The 25,923-nt window shown below is 53.6% G+C and carries 17 protein-coding genes; 9 read left to right on the top strand and 8 right to left on the bottom strand.

Annotated features, from left to right (window positions below):
• The first annotated feature begins 7 nt into the window (after positions 1 to 7).
• Positions 8 to 6,145, top strand: coding sequence for a hypothetical protein (locus KA369_01625; GenBank protein MBP7734649.1), 6,138 nt, complete (start codon positions 8 to 10; stop codon positions 6,143 to 6,145).
• A 74-nt stretch (positions 6,146 to 6,219) separates the two neighbouring features.
• Here KA369_01625 and KA369_01620 read toward each other — a convergent pair whose 3' ends face one another.
• Positions 6,220 to 6,594 (bottom strand): PilZ domain-containing protein, encoded by a 375-nt coding sequence (locus tag KA369_01620; protein MBP7734648.1) that lies wholly within the window; start codon positions 6,592 to 6,594, stop codon positions 6,220 to 6,222.
• A 135-nt stretch (positions 6,595 to 6,729) separates the two neighbouring features.
• Here KA369_01620 and KA369_01615 point away from each other — a divergent pair, with 135 nt between their 5' ends.
• The 3 genes from KA369_01615 to KA369_01605 all read left to right on the top strand — a co-directional run bounded on the left by KA369_01615 (position 6,730) and on the right by KA369_01605 (position 9,519).
• Positions 6,730 to 7,149 (top strand): hypothetical protein, encoded by a 420-nt coding sequence (locus KA369_01615; GenBank protein ID MBP7734647.1) that lies wholly within the window; start codon positions 6,730 to 6,732, stop codon positions 7,147 to 7,149.
• A 159-nt stretch (positions 7,150 to 7,308) separates the two neighbouring features.
• Positions 7,309 to 7,815 (top strand): YbhB/YbcL family Raf kinase inhibitor-like protein, encoded by a 507-nt coding sequence (locus tag KA369_01610; protein MBP7734646.1) that lies wholly within the window; start codon positions 7,309 to 7,311, stop codon positions 7,813 to 7,815.
• A gap of 249 nt (positions 7,816 to 8,064) precedes the next feature.
• Positions 8,065 to 9,519 carry an ATP-dependent DNA helicase RecQ gene (locus tag KA369_01605; protein MBP7734645.1) on the top strand — a complete coding sequence of 485 codons (1,455 nt, stop codon included), beginning with the start codon at positions 8,065 to 8,067 and terminating at the stop codon, positions 9,517 to 9,519.
• 375 nt (positions 9,520 to 9,894) lie between these two features.
• Here KA369_01605 and KA369_01600 read toward each other — a convergent pair whose 3' ends face one another.
• Both KA369_01600 and lysS read right to left on the bottom strand, forming a co-directional pair.
• Entirely contained in the window at positions 9,895 to 10,410 is a 516-nt protein-coding gene (locus tag KA369_01600; protein MBP7734644.1) for a hypothetical protein, read from the bottom strand.
• Positions 10,411 to 10,744: 334 nt separating this feature from the next.
• A complete protein-coding gene (lysS, locus tag KA369_01595; protein ID MBP7734643.1) occupies positions 10,745 to 12,229 on the bottom strand; it encodes a lysine--tRNA ligase in 1,485 nt (494 codons plus the stop codon).
• Positions 12,230 to 12,580: 351 nt separating this feature from the next.
• Between lysS and KA369_01590 the strand changes: the two genes are divergently transcribed.
• The 4 genes from KA369_01590 to KA369_01575 all read left to right on the top strand — a co-directional run bounded on the left by KA369_01590 (position 12,581) and on the right by KA369_01575 (position 16,802).
• On the top strand, positions 12,581 to 13,549 hold the full coding sequence (locus tag KA369_01590) for a toxin-antitoxin system YwqK family antitoxin (protein MBP7734642.1): 969 nt from the start codon (positions 12,581 to 12,583) through the stop codon (positions 13,547 to 13,549).
• Positions 13,550 to 13,829: 280 nt separating this feature from the next.
• Entirely contained in the window at positions 13,830 to 15,071 is a 1,242-nt protein-coding gene (locus KA369_01585) for a hypothetical protein (protein ID MBP7734641.1), read from the top strand.
• The gene (locus KA369_01580; protein ID MBP7734640.1) at positions 15,072 to 15,434 is read left to right on the top strand and encodes a hypothetical protein; all 363 of its coding nucleotides are present in this window, start codon (positions 15,072 to 15,074) and stop codon (positions 15,432 to 15,434) included.
• Positions 15,435 to 15,755: 321 nt separating this feature from the next.
• Positions 15,756 to 16,802 (top strand): hypothetical protein, encoded by a 1,047-nt coding sequence (locus KA369_01575; protein MBP7734639.1) that lies wholly within the window; start codon positions 15,756 to 15,758, stop codon positions 16,800 to 16,802.
• Positions 16,803 to 16,831: 29 nt separating this feature from the next.
• Here the strand turns inward: KA369_01575 and KA369_01570 are convergent, their stop codons facing one another.
• The 5 genes from KA369_01570 to lon form a co-directional block, all read right to left on the bottom strand.
• On the bottom strand, positions 16,832 to 17,203 hold the full coding sequence (locus KA369_01570; GenBank protein ID MBP7734638.1) for a hypothetical protein: 372 nt from the start codon (positions 17,201 to 17,203) through the stop codon (positions 16,832 to 16,834).
• A gap of 130 nt (positions 17,204 to 17,333) precedes the next feature.
• Positions 17,334 to 19,142 (bottom strand): oligoendopeptidase F, encoded by a 1,809-nt coding sequence (gene pepF, locus KA369_01565; protein MBP7734637.1) that lies wholly within the window; start codon positions 19,140 to 19,142, stop codon positions 17,334 to 17,336.
• Between the two features lie 11 nt (positions 19,143 to 19,153).
• A complete protein-coding gene (locus KA369_01560) occupies positions 19,154 to 19,720 on the bottom strand; it encodes a nitroreductase family protein (GenBank protein ID MBP7734636.1) in 567 nt (188 codons plus the stop codon).
• A gap of 23 nt (positions 19,721 to 19,743) precedes the next feature.
• On the bottom strand, positions 19,744 to 20,415 hold the full coding sequence (locus KA369_01555; GenBank protein ID MBP7734635.1) for a late competence development ComFB family protein: 672 nt from the start codon (positions 20,413 to 20,415) through the stop codon (positions 19,744 to 19,746).
• Positions 20,416 to 20,429: 14 nt separating this feature from the next.
• A complete protein-coding gene (lon, locus tag KA369_01550; GenBank protein MBP7734634.1) occupies positions 20,430 to 22,874 on the bottom strand; it encodes an endopeptidase La in 2,445 nt (814 codons plus the stop codon).
• 316 nt (positions 22,875 to 23,190) lie between these two features.
• On the opposite strand from lon, the gene KA369_01545 reads away from it, so the two are divergent.
• Positions 23,191 to 25,923 (top strand): class I adenylate cyclase, encoded by a 2,733-nt coding sequence (locus KA369_01545; protein MBP7734633.1) that lies wholly within the window; start codon positions 23,191 to 23,193, stop codon positions 25,921 to 25,923.

Raw genomic sequence — 25,923 nt, 5'->3', positions numbered from 1 at the left:
GTGCCCGATGAAGATCCTGAAACGCGCCGCTCTCATCCTGTCTCTGGCTCTCCTTGTCCCGCTCTATGACCCTATATCTGGGGGCAGTTCCCTGGCTAAAAACAGGATATCGGCTGGAGAATCATATACCGTTCCCGGGAAATTCAATCCCTATACGGAGGACTGGAAAGCTGTCGTTGAATTCGACAGGAAGAGCAAGCCCCGCTCCGCCCTGGAGCAGGTCGAACAAATCCTCGGCCGCGCCAAAAAGGATCGCAATGTTCCGCAGATCGTCAAGGCCCAGATTCACAGGGTCAAGTACCTCATGGCCATCGGCGAAAAGGAGCACCCGGATATCCTCCGCATGCTGGAGCAGGAGGCTTTATCGTCGTCATTCCCGGAGAAGCAGGTCCTCCGCTCGATCATGGCCGAGGCCTACTGGAACTATTTTTCCGCCCACCGCTGGACCTTTTACAGCCGGACCGATACGGCGAACCCCAGGGATGGGGATGTCTCCACCTGGAGCCTCGCTAAGATCATGGGGCGCATCATCGAGCTGCACCGCGGCGCCCTGGAGAGGCCCGATGATCTGAAAAGAATTCCCCTGGACCTCATGGACGCAATCCTGGTCAGTGGAAGCGCCCCCCGGGAGTACCGGCCCACCCTGTACGATTTTCTCGCGCACCGGGCCGTTGATTTTTTCATGGTCGATGAAAACCAGCTCACCAGGCCCGCCTACGATTATGAAATCGATACAGCCGGATATTTCGGGACGGCTGAAGAGTTCGCAGCCATGACCATAACGGCCCGGGATGCGACCTCGCTCCGCTACAACGCGATGATCATCCTCCAGGACCTGACCCGGCTGCATCTGAAAGACCTGCCCGGCGGCCCCGCGGCCCTGGCGGACGTGGAATTGAAAAGGCTCCAGTTTGTCCGCGACAGGTCGGTCATCCCGGACAAGGATTATCTTTATTTTAAATCCCTTGAGGCCCTTGAAAAGAGGCTCGCCGGCCATCCCTCCTCGGCCCTGGTGTCATACGAGATCGCCCGGTGGTACCGGGCCATGGGCCAGGAATGGAAGGAGGGAGACCCCTCCGATCATCGCTGGTCGATCAGGAAATCCGTTGAAATAGCCGGGGACGTGGTCCGCCGCTTCCCGGAATCGGAGGGAGCGCTCCTGTGCAGGCCCCTGACGGCGATCGACAAGAGCCTTTCTCTCCTCACGGAGAAGGTCAATGTGCCCCGGAGCCCCTCCCGGGCCCTGGTGAAGTATAAGAACCTGAACCGTATCTACCTCAGGGCCCTGCGGCTGACCGTGGATGACTACGAGTACCTCAACGACAACTATGACAGGACCGAGGTCAAGCTTGACCGGCTCCGGAAGATGAAGGCCCTCCAGGAATGGGAAGTGGCCCTTCCTGACGACGGCGACCTCCGGGACCATGCGGCGGAGATCAGGGTGCCGCCCCTGGATGAAGGTTATTATGCGGTCCTGGCCGGAACGGACCGAACCTTTTCGTACGACAAAAACGCGGCGGCCTTCATGGCCATGGCGGTATCAAACCTGAGCTTCACCCACCATGTGTCGAAAAAGGAGGGAGCGGTTTTCAACGTGTTCGACCGGGCAACGGGGATGCCCCTCGGGGATGTCAACGTCACCATAATGGAGCGGAAGTACGACTATGCGAAAAGCAGATATGTCAGCACCGTGGCGGCGAAACTGGTTACGGACAGGAACGGCTCAGCGGTCTTCCCCTTGGATACCGGCGACAGCTATTACAGGACCCTGAGCGTTATCCTCCGGAAAAACGGGGACCGCCTGACATCGGAATTTTACAGTTACACCTACGGCGAAAGCGCGAGAAACCATTACCAGAGTTATTTCTTCACCGACCGCTCGATCTACCGGCCGGGCCAGACGATTTATTTCAAGGGGATACTGCTGCGGCTCGACGCCGACCGGCGTTACGCGATCCTGCCGGACCAGGACACCACGGTGGAGCTCTACGATTACAACAACCAGCGGGTCGGCCAGGTGAAGCTCCGGTCGAACCGGTACGGCACGGTGAGCGGCGCCTTCACCGCCCCGTCCGGTGTCCTCACGGGACAGATGACCATCCGGAACGGGTCAGGGAGCGCCGTCATAAGGGTCGAGGAGTACAAAAGGCCCAAGTTCGAGGCGGCCTTCGAGCCGGTCAAGGGGAATTACCGCCTCGGTGAGAAGGTGACCGTCAAGGGCTTCGCCCGCTCCTATTCCGGGGCCCCCCTCTCCGACGCGGTGGTGAAGTATACCATCGTGAGGAAGGTCTGGTTCATGTACCGCTGGTCGGGATGGTACTACTGGCGGTACAACGGCAAGGAAACGGTCATGCAGAGGGGGGAGATGAAGACCGATGGCAAGGGTGAATTCGCTCTCACCTTCGAGGCACAGCCTGACAAGGGCATCCCCCGCTCGGAGCAGCCGGCCTTTTATTACCAGGTGCATGCGGACGTGACCGACATCAACGGGGAGACCCATGGAGCCGGCGCCGGCGTAAGGGCCGGGTATACGTCCCTTATCGTCGATATCCCCGACCTGCGCGGCGTCATCGATTCATCGAAGAATCTTGCCCTTAAGCTCTCCAGCGTCAACTACAGCGGGGAGTTCGTGCCGGCCCGGGGCACTCTCACCATTTCGCGGATGAGTGAGCCTGAGCGACTCCTCCGGCCCCGCCTGTGGGAGCGGCCGGACCGCTTTGTCATGACAAAGGATGAATATATTAAAAGCTTTCCCCATGACATCTACAAGAATGAGGATGATGTCCAGGCACGGGGCATAGAAAGAAAATATTTCAGCGCCCCTTTCAACACTGAGAAGGAAAAGATCGTCACCGCCGGTGACGTGCATTCCTGGCCCGACGGCAATTACCTGGTGGAGATCGAGACCAGGGACTCCTACGGCGAAAGGATCCGGTACCAGCGGCAAGTGACCCTGTTCAAGCCGAAGGACGGGGCCTTTTCCAGGAACGAATATGTTTCGATAATGCCCCTGGATGCCTCCGTGGAGCCAGGGAGCGATTGCGTCTTTTTAGTGGCCTCTGCCGCCCGCGATGCCTATCTACTTTTCGATATCCTGCGCCACGGTTCGAAACCGGAACAGAGGATCATAAAGCTTGACGGTAATAAAAAACGCGTCGCCATTCCGATCAGGGAAGAGGACCGGGGCAACATCCATTACCGCTATGCCCTGGTCAGGGACAACCGTCTCCACAGCGGATACGGGACCATCCAGGTGCCCTGGACCAACAAGGAGCTCAAGGCGGAGTTCATGACCTTCCGGAACAGGCTGAATCCCGGTGAAAAGGAGCAGTGGCGCGTAAAGATCACAGGCCCCGGCGGGGAGATGGCCGCTGCCGAAATCGCCGCGTCCATGTACGACGCGTCCCTCGATTCGTTCTATCCCCATAACTGGTCTTTCAACGTGAATCCCTATTTTTATACCTATGAATACTGGCATTCCAATTCGACCTTTGCCGTTGAGCAGTCGCGACAGGCCGCCAACGGCTGGAATGAGTATTATCCTTCCTATAACAGGTATCACGATTACCTGAACCTCTTCGGCGTGTATTTCTACAGCAGGGGCAGGGGATACCGGTATTACAAGGGCGGGGGGAAGAAAGACATGGATTATTCCGCCTCCGCTGACGCCATGGAAGAGGGGATTACCGATAAAAAAGAGGCGGCTCCACAGAAGGCGAAACGCAAGGACGAACCTGCGCCGGCGCCGGCCGGGGAGCAGAGCCTGAGTGTCATCGGCGGCGAAAATAAAAAAGGGACCGGAGAAGGAGCCGTGCAGATACGGAAAAACCTCAATGAGACGGCCTTTTTCTATCCCCACCTGATGACCAATGAAAAGGGCGAGGTTATCATATCCTTTACGGCGCCGGAGGCCCTGACCAGGTGGAAAATCCTCGGGTTTGCCCACACCAGGGACCTTAAATCAGTCGTTTTTACCAACGAGGTGGTGACACAGAAAGAGCTCATGGTGACGCCCAACGTGCCGCGCTTCCTCAGGGAAGGGGACACGGTCTACATAAGCACGAAGATATCCAACATGACGGACAGGAAGCTCGCCGGCAAGGCGGAACTCCGGCTCTTTGACGCGGCGACCATGAAGCCTTTGGACAGGGAGCTTTCCAATGACGGCGGGCCGTCGGATTTTTCCGTGCCGGAAAAGGGAAACACGGCCGTATCCTGGCGCGTAAAAGTGCCGGAATCGGTGGAGGCCGTGACATGGCGGGTCGTTGCCCGGGCGGGGAGCTTCAGCGACGGCGAGGAATCGACCCTGCCGGTCCTGTCGAACCGGATGATGGTGACGGAATCGATGCCGCTCCCGGTGCGGGGGAACCAGACGAAAAACTTCACCTTCGCCAAGCTCCTCAAATCGAAAGAGTCAACCACCCTGTCCCACTACCGGCTCACCCTGGAATTCACGTCCAATCCGGTCTGGTACGCGGTGCAGGCGCTGCCCTACCTGATGGAGTTCCCCCACGAGTGCTCGGAGCAGGTGTTCAGCCGCTTTTATTCCAACAGCCTGGCGTCCCATATCGTCAACAGCAGCCCCAAGGTCAGGGCTGTCTTCGACCGGTGGAAGAACAGCGACGCCCTCCTGTCGAATCTGCAGAAGAACGAGGAGCTGAAGTCGGTTTTACTTCAGGAGACGCCGTGGCTCCTGAACGGAAAAAACGAGGAGCAGAACAAGAAGCGAGTCGCCCTCCTCTTCGACCTGAACCATATGGCCCGGGAGCTGGACAGGGCCTTTTCAAAGCTCAGGCAGATGCAGGGGGCCAACGGGGGATGGCCCTGGTTCACGGGCCTTCCCGAGAGCTGGTATATCACCCAGCACATACTGGCCGGCCTGGCCAAGCTCAACGTCCTGGGGGTCGGAAGCGCGTCAAAGGAAAAAATATCGGCTATGACCGGAAAGGCGGTGGCCTTCATCGACAGGGAGATGAAGAGGGATTACGACTACCTGGTGCGGTACAAGATAAATCTCAAGCAGAAGAATATCGGCTATATCCAGTACCATTACCTGTATACACGGAGCTTTTTCATGGATACGGCCATGCCCCAGCAGTGCAAAGAAGCCTTCGATTACTGGAAGGGCCAGGCGGTGAAATACTGGCCCCAGGAAGGGCCCTACGGCAAGGGCCTGGCGGCCATCGCCCTGCATCGCTTCGGCGAGGCAAAGCCGGCGCAGGAGATCATGGAGTCCCTCAGGGAACATGCCATACAGAATGATGAGATGGGCATGTACTGGAAGGAAAACGTGGGAGGGTACTGGTGGTACCAGGCGCCCATCGAAACCCAGGCGCTCCTGATCGAGGCCTTCAGCGAAGTGGCCCGGGACGCCGCGGCTGTCGACGACATGCGTACCTGGCTCGTCAAGATGAAACAGGTCCAGCACTGGAGCACAACCAAGGCCACCACCGACGCCTGCTATGCCCTTCTCATGGGAGGATCGGACTGGCTGAAGAACGACACGCTGGCGCAGATAGTGATCAACGACCGTGCCGTGGACCCGGCCGCCATGGGCGCGGCCACCGAGGCGGGGACCGGATACTTCAAGGTCAGCTGGGACAAGAACGAGATTGTGCCTGAAATGGGCAACGTGAAGGTAGTCAACCCGAACAGCAATCCCGCCTGGGGCGCGCTCTACTGGCAGTATTTCGAGCAGATGGACAAGATCACGCCCCACGAAACGCCGCTAAAGCTCGAGAAGAAGTTTTTCCTTGTCACCTCCACCGACCGCGGTCCGGTGCTGGAGCAGCTGACGGGGAACAGGAAGCTCAAGCCGGGGGACAAGGTGAGGGTGCGCATAATTCTCAGGTCCGACCGGGACATGGATTACGTGCACATGAAGGACCTCCGCGCGGCAGGGACGGAGCCGGAAAACGTATTGTCCCGGCACCGCTTCCAGGACGGCCTCTGGTACTATGAGAGCACCAAGGACACGGCCACGCACTTTTTCATGGAGCGCCTGCCCAAGGGGACCTTCGTGTTCGAGTATCCCCTGGTGGTGAGTCTGAAGGGGGATTTCTCGGCAGGCATAACAACGATCCAGTGCATGTACGCGCCGGAGTTCACCTCCCATTCGGAGGGTTCGCGGCTCAGGGTTGATTGATAGGATAGCTTGAAAGGCCCTATCAGAAGATCCCCCAAATCCCCCAGATGGGGGATTTGAGGACAGCAACTTTTTTAAAGGGAATGGTCCTGGCCGCAGGCTATGAATCTGCAGAATTCGTCCATGATGACCTCCGGGGTGATGGACCGGTCCATCATGAGGTCCCGGACAACAGTGTAGGATTCTAGATCCAGTTCCATGAGCTTGACGGCGGTGCCGCCCGATCCGGAGCGGACCACCAGCCCCGGCAGAAGCAGGCTTTTATGGGAACCGGAGCTGTCCATGGAGATTTCCACGCCCACCAGGGCCCTGTCCGGCAGGGCCTCCGGGATATCGATGAACAATCCATGGAGGCTGATATTGAGGACGGTCCCCTGGATGGGCCTGTCGTTGAAGCGAATGATCGTTTCAATGTTAAAGGGTATCCGGGTATATAGCCTTCGTTCCATTGTTGCCGTTCCTGAAGTTGTGCCACAGCTTCGATAACATACCCTATCCCGGGAGGGATTAAATTGCAAGCATAATCAGGAATTGAAATTTCCTTGCTATTTTTTTACTCCGGTGTACATTTGAAGTATAATCCTATGAAATATATCGTGAGCTCTTTAATTATCGTACTTTTCATCGCGGCCACGGGATGCGCAGCGAAAAAAGGCGTTACCACCGCCGCGAAGAGGGATGCCGCCCGGCCTGAGGCAGGGGATGATGAATCAAGGGACCAGTGCCTGAGGGCCATCAAGAGGGCCAGGGTCGACGCCAGGGGCGGCTCGTACCGGATGTATCTGTTCGGGGAGGAGCGTTATGACGGAGAATTCGGCCGCTTCCTGGGGGATTACATGAAGACCAGGCACGGCATCGAGCTGGTCATATCCGGGTCGGCGGACCGTCGCCGGAGCAAGTGTTACAGCAACGAGATGGATAAGATCATCTTCAACACCTTCGGCCCCGGCGTGCTGGCCGAGGCGGAGCGGGAGGCGCGGGATATCTTCAATACCAGAAAATAAACCGCTGAGCAAGAATATCCCGCACAGAGATAACCGCTGACCTCCAGGCCGGCCATGGAGAGGCAAAGAATATGACATCAATATACAATCTTCCTTGCCAGGAGGTTTCTTATGATTAAAAGACCAGTCTGTCTATTTCTCTCGCTGTTTTTCATTGTCATGGTATCAAATATCGGAACAGAGGGTTATTCTAAAGTTCGTGGAGGTAAGGCTATGGGTACGTTGACTGTTACCAGCACCGCTTTCAAGGAGGGGGGAATGATCCCCGGAAAGTATACCTGCGATGGTCGGGACCTCTCGCCGCTGATCGCCTGGAGCGGCGTTCCGGCCGGGGCGAAAACCATCGCCCTAATCTGCGATGACCCGGACGCTCCGGCCGGCACCTGGGTCCACTGGGTGGTATTCAACATACCCGCGGCGGTGAAGGAGCTGGCAGAAGGGGCATCCATGCCCGCTGGCGCGAAGCAGGGGATCAACGATTTCCGCAAGCTCCCCTACGGCGGCCCCTGCCCCCCGGGGGGCACGCACCGGTATTTTTTCAAGGTCTATGCCCTTGACACGGTCCTTGCCCTGAAGGAGGGAGCGGCCAAGAGCGAGCTCCTCAGGGCCATGGAGGGCCATGTGCTGGCCCAGGGCCAGCTCATGGGAAAATACAAGCGAAGCTAGGGCCTTCTCCATTGATGTTGCTTTACGAGCAGCGGGTTCACGGTGGGCAGGCGCAGGATGGTCGACCTGCCCGCCGGGTCTACTGATTAAGCTGATTCAAAAAAAGCATGAAACATCGCCTGCCTGAAAACCGGAATATCCTGTAAACATTCACATGTTTTGCATTTATATTTCTTGCATAAAATTAATATAATAATCTTATGGCATAAATTTTCATCCAGCAATCTCTCAAAACCGGTCATTTATACTATGGATATTAGTGCAGCTGAACAGAAAATTCACACGCTTTTACGCGAAACATTCAAAGCCGAAGGCGGCTTCAGGGCTTCGCAGAAGGATATTATTCTGCACGTGCTGTCGGGCAGGCACTGTCTTGTGCTCATGCCCACGGGCATGGGCAAGTCGCTGTGCTACCAGCTGCCTGCCCTGCTCATGGACGGGCTTACGGTCGTAATCTCGCCGCTCATATCGCTGATGAAAGACCAGGTCGACAGCCTGCTTGAGCTTGGCATTGACGCAGCATACATCAACTCGTCACTGGGCAAGGCGGAAAGAACGGCGCGGTATAAAAACATCGCGGAGGGCAAATACAAAATACTGTTCGTTGCTCCGGAGCGTTTCAGGAACAGGGAATTTAACGCAACAATTAGAAGCAGGAAAATATCGCTGCTGGCAATCGACGAGGCTCATTGTGTAAGCCGCTGGGGCAATGATTTCAGGCCGGACTACTCAAAGGTTAAAGAAATCAGGGATGTGCTGGGCAACCCGGCGACAATAGCATTGACCGCAACAGCCACGCTGATTGTGCAGAACGACATTATAGAAAAGACAGGCATTCCGGCGCAAGATATTAAAATATTCAACGAGGGCATATGCAGGCCGAATCTTTCGCTCCATGTTGTTGAAGCTATCGACGAACCTGAAAAATTTGAAAAGATGTACAAGCTGATAAATGAAAAGCCGGGGAGCAAGATAGTATATTTCAACCTGATAAAAAGCATAGAACGCTTCGCCGAGTTTCTCGACAGTAAAGGCCATGGGTATTCCATATATCACGGAAAACTCAATCCGCCTGAAAGGAGAAAAGTACATAAAAGATTTATGACATCTGACAATATTGTCATACTTGCGACCAACGCATTCGGCATGGGCATAGACAGGCCCGACATAAGAATGATAATCCACGGCGAGATTCCCGATTCCATAGAATCGTATTACCAGGAGATTGGCAGGGCCGGCCGCGACGGCCGCCCCTCGGACTGCATTCTCATGTACTGCCAGGATGACCTTGAAGTGCAGATCAGCTTCCTGGAATGGAAGAATCCCGACGCCGGATTCATCAAGAAAACATATCGCCTGCTCGATTCCCTGGGCGATACGATCAACGCGTATTCTTACGAGGATCTCCAGGAAAAGCTTGTGTTCAAGCATAAAGCTGACCACAGGCTTCAGACCGTGCTTAACATTTTCGATATGTATAATGTCACCGAAGGCAACGCGGAAACGCAGAACCTGAAATTAATATTGCCCCTGCCGGATGAAATTATTTCGGATGAATACATAAAGTCAAAGCAGGAGCGCGACAAAAAGCGGCTTATTGAAATGCTTAACTACGTAAAGACACGTGAATGCAGAAGGAACTATATCCACAATTATTTTGACATGAAAAACGTTGAATGCAAGAACTGCGACAACTGCATGTAAAATGCGGCGGCAAAAAAGCAGGCTGCCCTCGGCCCTCGGCGCACATAAGACGACTTATCGTAAGCTGCGGGACGGGGACTGCTATGCATTATCCTCACACAAAAACATTCTCTGCCCCGTGAAGAACCGAAAATACATCAATTTGTTCGGGTTTTATATAAGAGAACCTCAAAAATAAAATTTGGATGTTCCCTTGTGGGCACTTTCAGTGTAAAAATAAAATTTTCAATGTTGATATATTGAATATTCTAATTTTAGAGTTGCCCATAATAAATGATCCGGTAGGAGCCTTCGATAACTTCTATGATCCATTACATATTCGGGAACCATTACCGCGACACATAACCACCCTATTGTCGTGCATTGGAAACCTCGTCACTGTCTGATTAAAATGAGCTCATTGGTATTTGTCCAATAGTGTTCTTCAGTCCCATAGTCAATCGTGCAATCGAGAGTTCCGGTAAGGATATCGGTAGTAAAATTAAAGTTTCCGACACCCCAAGACCAGTCTATATTTTCTACAACGAGATTGGTGGAACTAATGGTGCCCGTCGCGTATATATCTAAAGGAAATGAACAACCTGCAGAAGTCCCAACTATTTCTATATTGATATTTGGATGGTTATTATCTAAACCGGGATAGATTATGAATGTGACATTACAAGATTTGCTACAGGGCACATTGGTATAGATCGTTACTGGAATGGCTGTTTTCCATGTTCCCTCAAGATTTCGGGCTGACGTCAGGAGAGAAGTTAGCAGATTGATTTTTTGATTTCTTTTAAAATTTTCATCAGATTTGTTTTTAAAAATATCACATCCGGCAAAGGATAAGGTTAAAAAACTTATGATAAAGATAAATGAAAACGTTGTTGCTTTCAAATTTTTCAAAATAAGCTTCCTCCAGATTTTGACATGATTTGAGAATGCTATAAAAAAGGACATATGTCAACAAATATATGTAATTGGCCATTCATCGTCGGTATTATACGAAAAAATCGCGGAACTGATCATTTCGGCGCCGCAGTTAGGGCAGATTTCCGGATCGGCATTAAAGGAGCTTTTAATGGCTTCCGCCCAAGTCCTTTTTGATTATCTAGGATTTTGCTCCCACACGGGTCTGGCCGAGGCGACACAAAGAGTATTATAGGCACCTGCCATTGGTCTCGTAAAGACCCCCGCAACACAAAAGGCCCCGGACAGGGGTCTTGAAATTTACCCGTAATTAATCCTGGGGCCGCATCGTGGGAAAGAGGAGCACGTCGCGTATCGACGTCTCGCCTGTGAGAAGCATCACCACCCGGTCGATGCCGATGCCGAGGCCCCCGGTGGGGGGCATCCCCGTTTCGATGGCCTGGACGAAATTCTCGTCCATGGGAGGGGCTTCCTCGTCCACGGAACGGCGCAGGGATTGCTCGTACAGGGTCGCGCGCTGGAACACCGGATCGTTCGATTCGCTGTAGGCGTTGGCTATTTCGGTGCCGTTTATGAAGAGCTCAAAGCGCTGGAGGAACCGCTCGTCGTCATAGTCGGGCTTGCACAGCGGCGTGGTTTCCACCGGGTGGTGGGTGATGAACACGGGCTGGACGAGCTTGTCCTCGACCAGCTGCTTGAAGAGCTCGTCGATGGCCAGGCCCCGGATGAAATCGCCCTTGATCTCGGCGCCGGACTTTTTCACCTCGGCGGCGAGGTCGGCATCGCTCATGGCCATGACGTCGAGGCCCGCGTACTCCTTCAGTGCGTCGACGACCTTAAGCCTCCGCCACGGCGTTTTCAGGTCAATCTCCTTCCCGTCGTAGGTGATGGTGGTCCCGCCGGTGATGGCGGCGGCGGTCACGCCAATGATCTCCTCGGTGATGGCCATCATGTCGGTGAAGTCGGCGTAAGACTGGTAAAGCTCCAGCATGGTGAATTCCGGGTTGTGGGTCCGGTCGATCCCCTCGTTCCTGAAGCACTTGCCTATCTCGTAGACGCGGTCGAAGCCGCCCACGATGAGGCGCTTCAGATACGGCTCCAGGGATATGCGCAGGTAGAGGTTCATGTCCAGGGCATTGTGCCGCGAGGTGAAGGGGGACGCGGAGGCGCCGCCGTAGAGGGGCTGGAGGACCGGCGTTTCCACCTCGTAGAAGCCCCTTCCGTCGAGGATTTTCTTTATATGCCTGATGATGGCGATCCTCTTCATGAAGGTGTCTTTGACCCCGGGCGTCACGATGAGGTCGACGTGGCGGTTGCGGTACCGCAGCTCCTTGTCCGCGAAGGCGTCAAAGACCTCGCCGTCCTTTTCCTTTACCACCGGGAGGGGACGGATATTCTTCGACAGGAGCGTGAGCGAGGTGGCGAAGATGCTGATCTCCCCGGTTTTTGTTTTCTTTACCGTGCCCGTGACGCCGATGATATCGCCGATGTCAAGCTTTTTGAAGAGCTTGTAGCTTGGCTCGCCGATGGCGTTGATGGCGACGTATAGCTGTATCCTGCCGTCCCGGTCCTGGATGGTGCAGAAACTGGCCTTGCCCATCTCCCGGACGGTCATGATGCGGCCGGCGGCGCTCACCTCTTTTTCCGACGACGAAAGATCGTCGTAATTCTTGAAAATATCCGCGGAGTGGTGCGTGACATTATAGGTGTACGGAAAGGGGTTGATCTTCAACTCGTCCCGTATTTCGGCAAGCTTGTCTTTCCGTATCTTTATCAGAGTGCTTTCTTCTTCCATTGTATCACCCGCGTGTGTTTTATTCATTAAGAGCGGGTCCCGGGTTTCGGGATACACTCATAATCAAGGTCGTGACTGGTGTTCATCTTTGGTACTTCGATGCAGGTGTCAAATTATTTTTGCATGCCTTCCATCGATGGCGCCCTGATTCCGTGTGACATAAATAAAAGGCAATGACATGTTTCAGCCGGTGATCTCTCAAATATGTAAATTTTAACAAGTGATTAAATATTATTGCCGGAAAATTTTTTCTTTACTTATTTATCATTATTTTTATCTGATGCTTTGATTTGTCATTTAGGTTGGTATATATTCTAACATGGACTGTTTACACGTTTCGGAGGATTCAGAATGAGATCTTTTAGAGGCATCGTCGCGCTGGCAATGATGCTTGCGGTTGTCTGCGTTGCCGGAAATGACCGCCTGTACGGGAGATGGATACGAGTCGCCGTATCCGCGGATGAAAAGTCCGATCCCAGCAATATGACGCCATCGTCCCAGGAACTGGTCAAGGAACTGTATCCGAGCGGCAAGATTAAATCCGAAACGCCCTTGACAGGAGGAAAAATCCACGGGAAGAAAAAAATCTATGCCGAGAGCGGCACGGTTCTTAAAGAAGAGGAATACCGTGAGGGAAAACGGGAGGGCCTTTCCCTGGAATACTACGAGGACGGCACCCTGAAAAACCATGAAACTTTCAAGGACGACAGGCTGAACGGCGACTGTTTCATGAATTATCCCAATGGCCAGAAGATGATGGCGGGCCAGTGTATCGATGGAAAGAAGTCGGGCAAATGGACGCTGTATCATAACAACGGCAACAAGTACATGGAAGGCAATTACATCGACGGTTTCATGGAGGGGCAATGGCGCTCCTATTCGCCCGAGGGATGGCTCGATTCCGAAGGGGAATACAGGAACGGACTTCAGTGGGACCTCTGGATTTATTTTGACAAATATAAAAAGATAACAAAAAAGGTTACGATGAAGAACGGCATGATCGACGGTCCCTGCTGGCTCTACAATCAGGGGCGCCTCACGGGGGAAGGGATCATGAACGGTCTCGCCCATGACCCGAAGAAAAACGGCGCCTGGAAAGCGTATTACCGGAACGGGCGTCTTAAATACGAAGGTGTCTTTGCCATGGGCGTTAAGAGCGGAAGCTTCATCGAGTATTATGCGACCGGCAATAAAAAAGGGAACGGCGACTATGTCAATGACAGGCGCAGCGGGAACTGGGTCTTCTATGCCAAGGACGGGGTTACGGTCGATACGGAAAAATCCGGTCAGTATATTAATGGAAAATTAAGAAAACAATAAGCAGCGATAGATACAAAATAGACTTTTTGCGAAACTGGCGTCTCGCACTCGCAGGAAAGCCCTGCGGGGGCTTTTTAAGGGGCTTCGCCCCTTATACCCCAATAAACAAGTTATGAAACGAGTCTAATAATGACATTTTCTCCCGGTAATTAAACCCTATAAACAGTTCATAAAAAATGCATGGACAATGTAACCAGGCCGTGCCATAGGATTACAAAACAATCATGTTATCCAAATCTATCTGTCGCTATAATACTATTATTTGACGGATCATGGAACTATGCACCTCGACGCGCTGTATAGCGGGATCACTCTGTATCATTGCGTAATTCTCTTCGCGGTCTATTCGTTTATCGGATGGATCATAGAGGTTATCTATCGCTCGGCGACGCAGAAGAGATTCATCAATGCCGGCTTTCTGTACGGCCCCTTCATCCCGATATATGGATTCGGCGCCGCCTTTGTTGTCATCCTGGAATACTTCCTGATGCCCCTGGATGTCATCATCAAGGTTCTGATGTACGGCGTTGTTCTGACCGTGGTCGAATATGCCGTCGGGTACCTGTTTGAAACGATTTTCAGGCTCAAGCTGTGGGATTATTCCGACAGCGCCTTTAATCTCCACGGCAGGATATGCCTCCTCTTTTCCATTTTCTGGACCGCTATCGCCTTTGTGTTTGCGACCTTTGTCAATCCCCTGGTGGTGAGCTCCGTGCTCTCTCTCGATTATACCCTGGTGCGCAGCGCTGCGGCGGTTTTTCTCGTATACAGCTCCGTTGATGTTGTGATGTCGGTCTCTTCCATCACATCGTTCCGGAAAAAGATCGCTTTCCTCTATTCGGAATATTTCAATCTGAGCAATGTTGAAATAGAGAAAATCTTCGAGTCGTTCAAGCGACTCAGGTCCGCGTTCCCGAACCTGGACAGGTATATCGATACCAAAATCAATTATGAGATACGAAACAGGATCAGCACGTTTATGAAATCAATCCAGACCAAGATCATGATGGATATAGAGGGGAGGAAACCCTTCGAAAAGGAATTCTACGACATCATCAATGATATTTACAGGCATGAAGAGTTCATGAAGCTCAAGCGTTTTTTTCATCATAATTCGTCTATCTACGCCCACGTGAGAGACGTCGCCTACTTTACGTACCGGGCCTGCAAGTACCTCAAGCTGGATTACCGGTCGGCGGCGCGGGGCGCCCTTCTCCATGATTTTTTTCTGTACGACTGGCGGAACCACGACGAGCCGGACCTGCACCGGGACAAGTACCATGGCATCGAGCATCCACGAATAGCCCTGGCCAACGCTGAAAAATATTTCAAACTCAACGATATTGAGAAGGACATTATCGTGAAACACATGTGGCCCTTGACCCTGGTGCCTCCCCGGTACAAGGAATCATATATAGTGACATTTGCCGATAAATACCTTTCGTCTAAGGAGTTCATCGATGAGTTCAAGAAGAACAGGAAGCCCGGACAGGCGCAGCGGCCGCGGAAGGCGCGTAACTAGATGAAGGTTTTTTTTAAGGTCATTGCCTCCCTTGCGGCCGCAGTGGCGGCCATTATCGCAGGGGTGTTTATTTATTTTGCTTTTTTTTACACGGAGCCGGTCTATATAAGAGATCATTCCGCAACGATCCCGGAAGCTGCGATCCAGCCAGCCGAGGCGATCAGACTGGCAGCTCCGTATCTTCCGGAGCACGGGACCTATGTGTACAGAAAAGACAGGCCGCTGGTCCTGCACCTGTCGAGGCACAAGGACTGGTATTACGTTATGAGGACAAATTATCCTGCGAAAACGATCAGGTACTACCTGCAGCCGGCGGTGAAGGTCCATGCGCACACCGGTAAGATAGAATTTTCGACCCGATGAAACAACGGTGATTGACGGGGTGATACATGAGAAAAACAATGCCCATCGCAAGATGGGCATTGTTAATTATATATTATATCCCAGCCTTTCACAATAGCCTGAGGCCAGACTGGTATTCACGGAGAAGACGAGATATTCTGCCGTTGAATTTTTTCCAAATAAAACGACATAATCTGTTTGTCAATATTTTTAAAGTGACGGCTGTTTTTTTATGTCATATTATGAGATCAGGTCATAGGGATGGGAGTTTATAAATAATTATTTACAAAATGCTTTCATGGCTGTTAATTGACTCACATTTTTTAGGGAATGGTGATAGCGATGAATTTCAAACCAGGCGGCGCTGCGACAATTATCGGGAGCTTTCCCCATGGGGAAGCGGCTGAAGCGTGCAGGCTCGTATTCGACACCTTGAAACGGATTCCGGCGTGGCCCCAGCTGCCGCGGCGGGGCTTTTTCGAGGACATGAACGCCCAGTTCAGCAGGAGCCTTCCCTGCCTGCACCTTGACGAGGAAAACAGGAAGCTCGGATTCGACACGTCCCGCGACATCGCCGGAGAGCTTGAGCGCTTTTACACGAAGGTCATCGAGGATGACGTGGAATACTTCGGCCTGGACGAGAAGCATTCGGCCGGCTTCGGATGCTTCGTCGACGCAGTGAAGAGCGGCAGGGCGCCGGAAGCCATCGCCCTGAAGGGGGAGACCACCGGTCCCCTGACCCTGGGACTCATGACGGACCTCACCGATGGCAAGTACGCCCTGTACAAGCCGGATCTTTTCGACGCCATAGTGAAGAGCTGCACCATGAACGCCCGGTGGCAGGTGCGGAAGCTGAAAGAGCACCTGGGTACAGTGATTATCTCCTTTGACGAGCCTTCGCTTTCAATCATCGGGTCGGGGTTCTACTCCGTCGATAAAACCCTGATTTCAGGAGCCTTCAAGGAGATCATCCAGGGCATCCATGCAGAAGGCGGACTTGCGGCCACCCATTGCTGCGGCAACGCCGACTGGGATGATCTGCTGGACCCGGACCTTGACCTGGACATCATCAATTTCGACGCCACCGACGACATCATCGCGGATAAATTCCTCAATGCACGGAATCTGCCCCAATACCTGAAAAACGGGAAATGCATCGCCTGGGGCGTGGTGCCCACATTGAAGGAAAAGATTGAAAAGGCTACCGCCGATGATGTTAAAGTGAATTTCGGCGCCGTGGTCAAAAAGCTGTCGCAGCGGGGCATAGCCGAGAGCGATATCCTGGCACAGTCGATAGTCACCCCCAGCTGCGGCACCGGCACCCTAACGATCCAGCTCGCCGAGAAGGTGATGGAGCTCCTCGGCGGACTGTCAAGTTCGATCAGATAAATGGTGTGCCGGTATGTTGGAAGGGCGGACTATTTTTTTGATTTCTTGATATAGGCCCTGGCTTCATCAAGGGTATGAAACACCGCCATGACGTTGAACATTTCCGGGTGTGCAATCATGATCTTCTGCAAAAACTCCTCGGTCATGACGATAACCAGGTACCCTTTGGCCTTCTTCATTATGACCATGGATTTCATGAGAATGCCGATGGCCGGGTCGCTAATATCGGTTACAGATGAAGCATCCAGGATGAAATCTGTAAAATCGGGCAGATTCGGCTCCTTCGTGTAGCTATCGTATATGGCATTGGCCGTGTCCTTGTCGATAGTAGCGATGGAGAATTGAAGATGGAGTATCTTTTCGTCCTGAAGATAATTAAGGGTGTACAGATTGTCGCTCATTCAGCTATCCTCCTTGCATATCCTTCCTGAAGCTTGGCATAACAAATAACGTCTGTCAAATAGATATTTTCTCCCGAGACAAAAATAAGGAAGATCCTTTCCGGATTAATGGCGGGTCCCGGTCGGATCGTTATTGGTTATCATAGAGGCCGATGAACTGGTCCACTATGCCGCTGAAATAGGCTATGGCTTCCTTAACCGGCTCGGGCCGGGACATGTCGATGCCGGCAGCCCGAAGCTCGTCAAGGGGGTAGGCGCTCCCGCCGAGGGTAAGGAATCCGAGATATGCGTCGCTGGCAGGCGCGCCTTCGGCAATGACTTTCCGCGACAGGGCTATGGCGGCCGAAATGCCGGTGGCATATTTATACACGTAGAACGCCGAGTAGAAATGGGGTATGCGGAGGCACTCCAGGGTGAGCTCTTCGTCGATGACAAGGCACTCCCCGAAATAAACCTTCAGCAGGTCCCCGTATATGGCGCGCATCACGTCCAGGGTCAGGGGCCTGTTTTCCTCAACGGCACGGTGCGTGAGCTTTTCGAATTCCGCGAACATGCACTGGCGGAACAGGGTCGCCCGGAAGTTGTCGATCTCGCGGTTGAGTATGTACGCCTTCATGGAGCTGTCGTTGGCGTATTTCGACAGAAGATGGGCGCTCAGGAGCGCCTCGTTAAAGGTGGACGCCACCTCAGCCACGAAGATGGTATAGTCATGATACATGTAGGGCTGGTGTCGGTTGGAAAACCAGGAGTGCATGGAGTGGCCCGCTTCATGGATCAGGGTGTAGAGGCTGTTGATGTTGTCGTCCCGGTAGTTCATCAGAATGTAAGGCGGCGAATCGTAGCATCCGGACGAATAAGCGCCGCTCCGCTTGCCCCGGTTCTCGTAACGGTCGACCCATCCCCCCAGGAGACCCCTGCCCATGGTGCCGGTGTATTCCTCTCCCAGCGGCGAGAGGGCCTTCACGCAGGTCTCCACCGCCTCCTCATAGGGCATTGAGAACTCCGTGTCCTTCACGAGGGGCACGTAGGTGTCGTAAAAATGGAGCTCCCCGAGGCCGAGCATTTTCTTGCGGAAATCTAGGTAGCGGAAGAGGGGCGCGAGATTGTCCCGCACCGCGCCTATCAGGTTGTCGTAAACCTCGTCCAGCACGTTGTCCGAAAAGAGCGCCGACCGGCGGCAGTTTTCGAAATTGCGGACCCTGGAATAGAAACGGTCCCTTTTAGTGGAATAATGAAGGGCCGCGGCAATACTGTTCTTGTGAGCATCGTAGGCCTTGTAATACTGGAAGAAGGCCCGCTTCCGCGTTTCCCGGTCCCGGTTCTGGAGAAAGGAGCTGAAGTTGCCGTGGGATAGCTCCACTTCTTTCCCGGTCTCATCGGAAATCATTCCGAAGGAAAGGTCCGCGTTATCGAGCTGGCTGAATATTTCGGAGGCGGCGTGGCTCATGTCTCCGGACATGGCGATGATCTCCTCGATTTCAATCGAGAGGGTGTGGGGCTTGTACCGGAGGATCTTATCGAAGAAGAAGCGGTACTGCTCCAGGGCCGGTTCCTTGATGAAGCCGGCGATGATATCGTCCGGAATCGCCTGTATCTCCGGCGTCATGAAGCTGGAGAGCTCCGATGCCCTGGTGTAGAGGTTCATGGCGCGCTGGTGAAACCCCAGGTAGTGCTGGTTTGATTTGTCCTCGTCGCTGCGCAGGTGGGCAAAGGTAAAAAGCTTCTCCAGGTTCCTGGACACAACGAGGTCGAACTCGACGGCCTCTTTTAGAAGGGCTGCCGATTCGGCAAGGCATCCCCGGAAGGATTCATAGCGGGGCAGCTCTTTCTCTATCTCTGCGTAATGCGATTCCCAGGCCTGGTCCGACCCATACAGGGGTGCGAGGTCCCACTTGTGCCCCTCCGGGATTTTTTTTCGTTCCGGTATTGATTCAGCCATGGATAATTTCCTTAATAGATTTTTCCGTATTGCTCGCCGAAAGCGTCCAGGTACACGAAGCTTTTCAGTTCCTTGCGAGTGGGGCCTTTGCCCGGGGGAGCGGCCGGCCTGCCCACGGGAATGACAACGACCACCTCGCAGCCTTCCGGGACCTTGAGCGCCCTGGCGCAGGCGTCATGGTCCATGGAGCCTACCACAACGGTTCCCAGGCCGATCTCGTGGGCCTTCAGGCAGAGGGTCTGGACCGCCATGCCCAGATCGAACATGAACCATTCATGGAATTTCGTTCGCTCCTTTCCCTCCTTGCACCCGGATATTTTCGTCCTGGCGCATACCACGATGAGGGCCGATGCTTCGAAGGAACAGGGGCGGGCCGGGTTGGTCGAGGAGTAGGTTTCGGTAACCTCCTTGATGAGCTCGCGCTCGCGAACGACGATGAATTCCCAGACCTGCGTGTTGGCCCAGGAAGGGGCGTAATGGGCCGCGTCGATCATATCGCGTATCTCGCCGTCGGTGACGTAATAATCGGTGAACTTCCGTACCGATCTCCTGTGCTGTATGGCCTCGGTGAGTTCCATGGGATCCTCCGATAAAAATGGGCCTATTGCGACCAGGGGAAATCTTTTCCCTGGTTTTTAGCCTTCATGAGAACCGTCGGGATGAAGTGCGATATGCCGAAATCGTTTTTACTGTTCACATTGAGGGTGAGGTCAAGGGCCTGGTCGGCGCAATGGGGATGCCTGAAGGTCAGCTTGAACGGTATGGATGAGGTCGACTTCATCGCGCCCTCTGAATATTTCGGCCAGAAATGGAAATGGCCCTTGGTGGCCTGGGTGGTCCGGTACGGATTTTCCCAATCCGCGTCAACCATGGCGGCCGCGGCGGCGCCGTACAGCAGGGTGACTTCCACATCGGGGATGACCGTAAGGGTCGATTCCTCCAGGACCTGCCCGACGATATGGGGAAGATAGACCGCCGTTTCGGGAACGGTCACCCCCTTAGCCGTGCCGGCATGGTCTCTCCTGTCCAGTATCCTGTAAATGGCCTCATAGATGAGAAAGAGGACGTCGACGCGATTCTGCACCTGGTACCGCGTGTCCAGTACGCCATACAGGAATCCGCGCTGGCTGGTAACGTATTTAGGGGGCACGCGGTTCAGAACATAGGCGATGATATCGTCCTTGCTGTCCCTGGAGACATCCCTGGCTTCTTTCTTGAGCACTTCGTCAAGGGTGCTTATTACGATGTCCTTCATTAAATTGGTTACCGGCATCACGTTTCTCCATATTATTTTTTTATCGGGGTCTTTCTTTTTTTCCCCTTCTGTGTGAACGCGATAGTAATGACTTCCTCGACCTGTTCTACAAGGTGAAAGTTGAGGCCCTTCTTGATGTACGGGGGAATGTCGTCAAGGTCCTTGCTGTTTTCCCTCGGCAGAATGATTTCCTTGAGATGGGCCTTTTTCGCCGCTATGATTTTTTCCTTGATGCCCCCCACCGGGAAGACCCTTCCCGTGAGAGTAAGCTCGCCGGTCATGGCCAGGCCCGGTTTGATTTTCTTGTCCGTGGCCATGGAATAGAGCGACGTCGCCATGGTTATGCCTGCGGAGGGACCGTCCTTGGGAGTGGCCCCGGCCGGCACATGGATATGGATGATGTTGTTGGTGAAGACCTTGGCAGCCTCGTCGCGGTCTTTCAGAAGGTGCTGGACGTAGGTATAGGCGATGTTGGCCGATTCGCTCATGACATCCCCCAGCTGCCCTGTGATCTTCAGGCCGCCCCCTTTCTTGTTTGTTATGCCGATCGATTCGACCACCAGTGTGGCTCCCCCGTAGGGGGTCCAGGCCAGGCCGACGGCCAGGCCTGCCCGGGTGATCTTGATGAGGGATTCGTCTGCAAAAAGCTCCGCGCCGAGGTATTCCCGCAGGGTCTTCAGGCTGAGGACTTTGGGCTGAAGCTTTTTGCCGTTCGCCACGGAGGTGGCCGTCTTGCGGCAGATCCTTTCTATCTGGCGCTCCAGGTTCCTGACGCCGGCCTCCCGGGCATAGTTGTTGATGATGTGCATGAATCCTTTCTTGTCGATCCTGATGCTGTTCTGTTTCAGGCCGTGCTGCTCCATCTGCTTGGGGAGGAGGTATCGCCGGGCGATCTCGTATTTTTCGTTGGCGATATAGCCCGACAGGCGTATGATTTCCATCCGGTCCGCCAGGACCTGCGGGATCGTGTCGATGGTATTGGCGGTGGTGATGAACAGGACATCGGACAGGTTAAAGGGGGCGTCCACGTAATAGTCGCGGAACTCGACATTCTGCTCGGGGTCCAGCACTTCCAGGAGCGCCGACGCGGGATCCCCCTGGAAGCTCTGGCCCAGCTTGTCGATCTCGTCCAGCATGAATACGGGATTGCGGACCTTGCATATTTTCAGGCCCTGGATGATCTTGCCCGGCATCGCCCCCACGTAGGTGCGGCGGTGGCCCTTGATCTCGGCCTCGTCGCGCATGCCCCCCAGGGAGATGCGGAAGAACTTCCTGTTGAGGGCCCGTGCGATTGATTTGCCCAGGGATGTCTTGCCAACCCCCGGAGGGCCCACCAGGCAGATGATGGAGCCCTTGCCGTCGGGCTTCAGCTTTTTGACGGCCAGGAACTCGATGATCCTCTTCTTTACGTCCTCAAGGCCGTAATGGTCGCGGTTGAGTATCTTTTCAGCATTTTTCAGATTTATGGAATCCACGGTCTTGCTGTTCCAGGGGAGGGACAGGGCGATATCCACGTAGTTGCGGGTCACTATGTATTCCGAGGAGGCGCTGTCCATCAGGGTGAGCTTGGAGATTTCTTCCTCCATTTTTTCCTTTATTTCGCCTTCGAGGTGGAGCTCTTCCAGTTTTTTTCGGAGCTCTTTGGTTTCGCGTGAGCGCTCGTCGTCCTCTATGCCCAGCTCGTTCTTGATGGCCTTCAGCTGCTCCCTGAGGAAGAAGTCCCGCTGCTGCTTGTCGATCTTCTCGTTGATGCTTCCCTGGATACGCCTCTGCACGGAGAGCACCTCGATCTCCTTGTGCAGGAGCACCAGGACCTTCTGCAGCCTCTTCTTGACGCTCAGCGTTTCCAGGATGTCCTGGTATTCGGATTTTTCTATGTTCAGGATGGAGGTGACGAAATCGGCTATCTTGCCCGGCTCGTCCACGTTCAGCATGGTGAGCTTCATCTCCTCGGTAAAGAGGGGGTTATTGTCCGAAAGTATCTTCAGCTTGCTCAGGACCTCGCGGGTAATGGCCTTGAACTCGATGCTTTTTTTATCCGGCGCGATATCCTCGATGTAATCGACCTCGGCGAGGATGTAGGGATCGTCCGATATGATCCGCCTCACGCGGAAGCGCTTCATGCTGTTGATGAGCACGTTCAGGCCCCCGTCGGGCAGGTTGATGCGCTTTAAAATCTTTGCCGCGGTGCCGAAGCTGTAGAGGTCGCCGGCCGCTATTTCGTCCTTGTTGTCGTCCTTGATCAGCACCAGCCCGATGGTCCTGGTGTCATGGATGACCTTGTCGATCACCTCAGTGAAGCGGCCGTACGAGATGATGAGGGGCGTGATGATGCCCGGGAATATCGGCCGGTACCGTATCGGGATGATATAGAGCTTAGATGGCAGGACCTGGTCGATGGAAACCAGGTCGCTCTCAAGAAGCTCCGAATCTATTGAAATATCGTTTTTGTCCAGTATTATGTCGTCAAAATCCATGATGCCTCTGCTGTTGAGATATGATAATCGCCTGGACACTCCGCGCGATAACAAGGGTCAGCGGCAATTTCTGTCGTATTTTGCCTGCCACCGGAGCGGGATGTCTCCTGATTAACTCTAATGAAAACAGCGATATTTGTCAATTTTTAAAGTTGCTATTTTTTCTGTAACCGGGGTTTTTTAATATTTGAAATATGAGTAAAAATGTGTTTTCTGGTGGATGATACAGTATGTATTGGATACTGTGTCGTGAAAGCAAACGGATTTCAAGTTGGAAGAATACAATTCAAAAAAGGGACGGTTGTAATCGGATACGATGTCAATACTGGATGATCTACAAAAAAACCGCGAATTGTTCCTGCAATTCAATGATGTCAAGTATAAGCGTTTTCAGCAGCTCATCCCCAACCCTGCCATCCGGAAAGTCGTCAATGCCATACCGCTCCTCCTCAGCGCCAATTATAAACGGCTTCCGGGGTATATGGAAGGCGATCCTCCCTGCGGCATCGTGGGTTTCGAGCCCGATGAGGAGGCGCTTAAATTCATACAGGCCCGGTTTTATGCGAAGGAATTCGAGATCAGGAAAAAAAGCCCCTTCATACAGATGATGGCCGTGATGGGAAGCGTGGGGACCATAGCCTATACCAGGAACTCGGATTATGATTACTGGGTCTGCGTTGACCGGCAGTCCCTGCCGCCGGAACGGTTCGAGGCCTTTGCGAAAAAAGTGGAGGCGGTCCAGAACTGGGCCATGGAAGAGGCCGATATCGAGGTCCATATTTTCATTAATGATATCACGGACATAAAGAACAATATTTTCGCCGAGAGCGAGGAAGAGGCCTTCGGCTCGATCATCGGCACGGTCCTGAAAGACGAATTCTTCCGGAGCTCCATCATCATAGCCGGCAAGACGCCCTTCTGGTGGGTCCTTCCCCGGCTGGTCAGGGACAGTGAATACGAGAGTCTCTATGCCATGGTTTCCCCGGAAGTACGGGAAAAGCAGTATGTCGACCTGGGGAATTTGTATGAAATATCGAAACAGGATTTTATCGGCCCGGCCCTCTTTTTGATCATAAAATCGCTGGGCAATCCCTTCAAGTCCATCATCAAGCTGGGACTTCTCGAAAAGTACCTCTTCGCGTCCGATTATACGCCCCTCCTTTGCCAGAAGATCAAGTCGAACATCCTCCGCGGGAACCTGGACAACAAGGTGATCGATTCGTACATCATGATGTTCGAGGAGGTCTATGACTATTACGATTCGTCCATGGACGAGCCTGCGCTCCTGAAGATCCTAAGACAGAACCTCTACCTTAAAATCAACCCGCAGCTGTCGCGCTATATCGGCGTGAAGGACCGGCAGAATCTGCCCTACAAGGTCCTGGTCATGTTCAAGTATGTCAAGGAGTGGAATTGGACCGCGAAGGATATCCAGCTCCTGGACAATTTCGAGAACTGGGACTACAATCAGACCATGGTCTTCTGGAACCTGGTGAAGAAATTCATGCTCCTGAGCTACCAGAAAATAGCCCTCCAGATCCCGGCGATGAAGCTCGAGGACAAGATATCGTCCTCCGATTTCAAGCTCCTGAGCGGGAAGATCAAATCCCATTTCGCCCAGGAGAGCAACAAGATAGACAATTACATCACCTTCAAGGACACGCCCTATGAATCGGTGCTCAACGTGGAGCCGTCGCCGGGAGGGGGCGACGAGGGCGGAGGATGGAGCCTGATCAAAAAAAGCAAGGCCGGCGACGACACGACGGCAACGGCGGTGCTGCGGAGCGAAAAGAGCCTGGTGCGGCTCATTGCGTGGGCCGCCATCAACCAGATATACGATCCCACGTTCAGCAGGCTGAAAATGCAGGCCGGCAACAAGCGTATGAACCAGAATGCCGTGCTGGACCTCCTGACCGGCATCTCCACGCTCTTTTCCGGGACCCTGTCCAGGCTGAAGAACGAGCATTACATGAAGCCGCCCTTTAAAATGGCCAACATGATCATCCTCAATTTCGGGATGGAGAACGCGGAAACCGTCACGACCATTCACCATATCTACCAGACCAGCTGGGGAGAATCGTATATCGACGAATACGCCAGGGCCGATGACCTGGTTTCCATCCTCGGTACTGTATTGAAGGAGGGGATCCAATCGCGGCAGAAATTCGACGATTACTGTGTCATCGTTTCACCGGAGCCCTTCAAGAAGCCGTACAAGGATATCGGGCTGATATTCAAGGAAGCCTTCGAATTCATCTCCGGTAAGGACAGGCGGATCGCCTACCGGTTTTGCGCGCGCCTCGGCGGCATGTACGTCACGGCCACGCGTGACGTGGATACCGTGACCATCAGCTCCGACGGCGACATCGTGAAGGCCCTGATGCGTCTTTCCCTGAACCCGCGGCAGAATGTGGCGTATGGATTCCATACGGCCGACCCCCGCCTGATGATCCTGGACGCCATGTACAACATGAGGAAGAAGAATTCCATTACCGTCCTGTACGAGGAATCCGGCGAGCACGTCCTTATCTATGTCATAAACGAGCGGGACAATCTCTTCACCTTCATCAGGCCCAAGCGGACCAGGGATGAAATGATCATCTATCTCTACGATTTCTGCCAGAATATCCTGGGCAGGATCAGCGGCCACGAGGGCCTTCCCCTGGTCAACCAGGGAATACAGCTCCACCAGATCGCCATAGACCGTTCCGGCAAGCTCACCTTTGAAAACAAGAACCGCTGGATCCAGGAGCTCTTCCTGGTCAAGTTCAAGACACGGAAGCCCCTGGCGGTGCGGGTGGCCAGGAGCGGCTCCGGCGAAGCCCGCTATGCCGTAGCGGCCCAGGGAGAGGCAAGCGAGGCCCTGGTCCCGCTGAACCAGCTCCCCGGCCTGGTGGAGCGGATCATGAGGACGCACCCTTCCTGCATCGCCGCGGTGCACGACATGGTGTTCGCGGATATGCAGGAAAAAGAACTGTCCCTCGGCTCGACGCCGTATTTAATGGAAAAATATAAGATTGAATTGATGATCGGTAAGGCGGTGAAGTAG

The organism is Spirochaetota bacterium (assembly GCA_017999915.1).
Lineage (GTDB): Bacteria > Spirochaetota > UBA4802 > UBA4802 > UBA5550 > RBG-16-49-21.
This window is presented reverse-complemented; position numbering and strand designations above follow the sequence as displayed.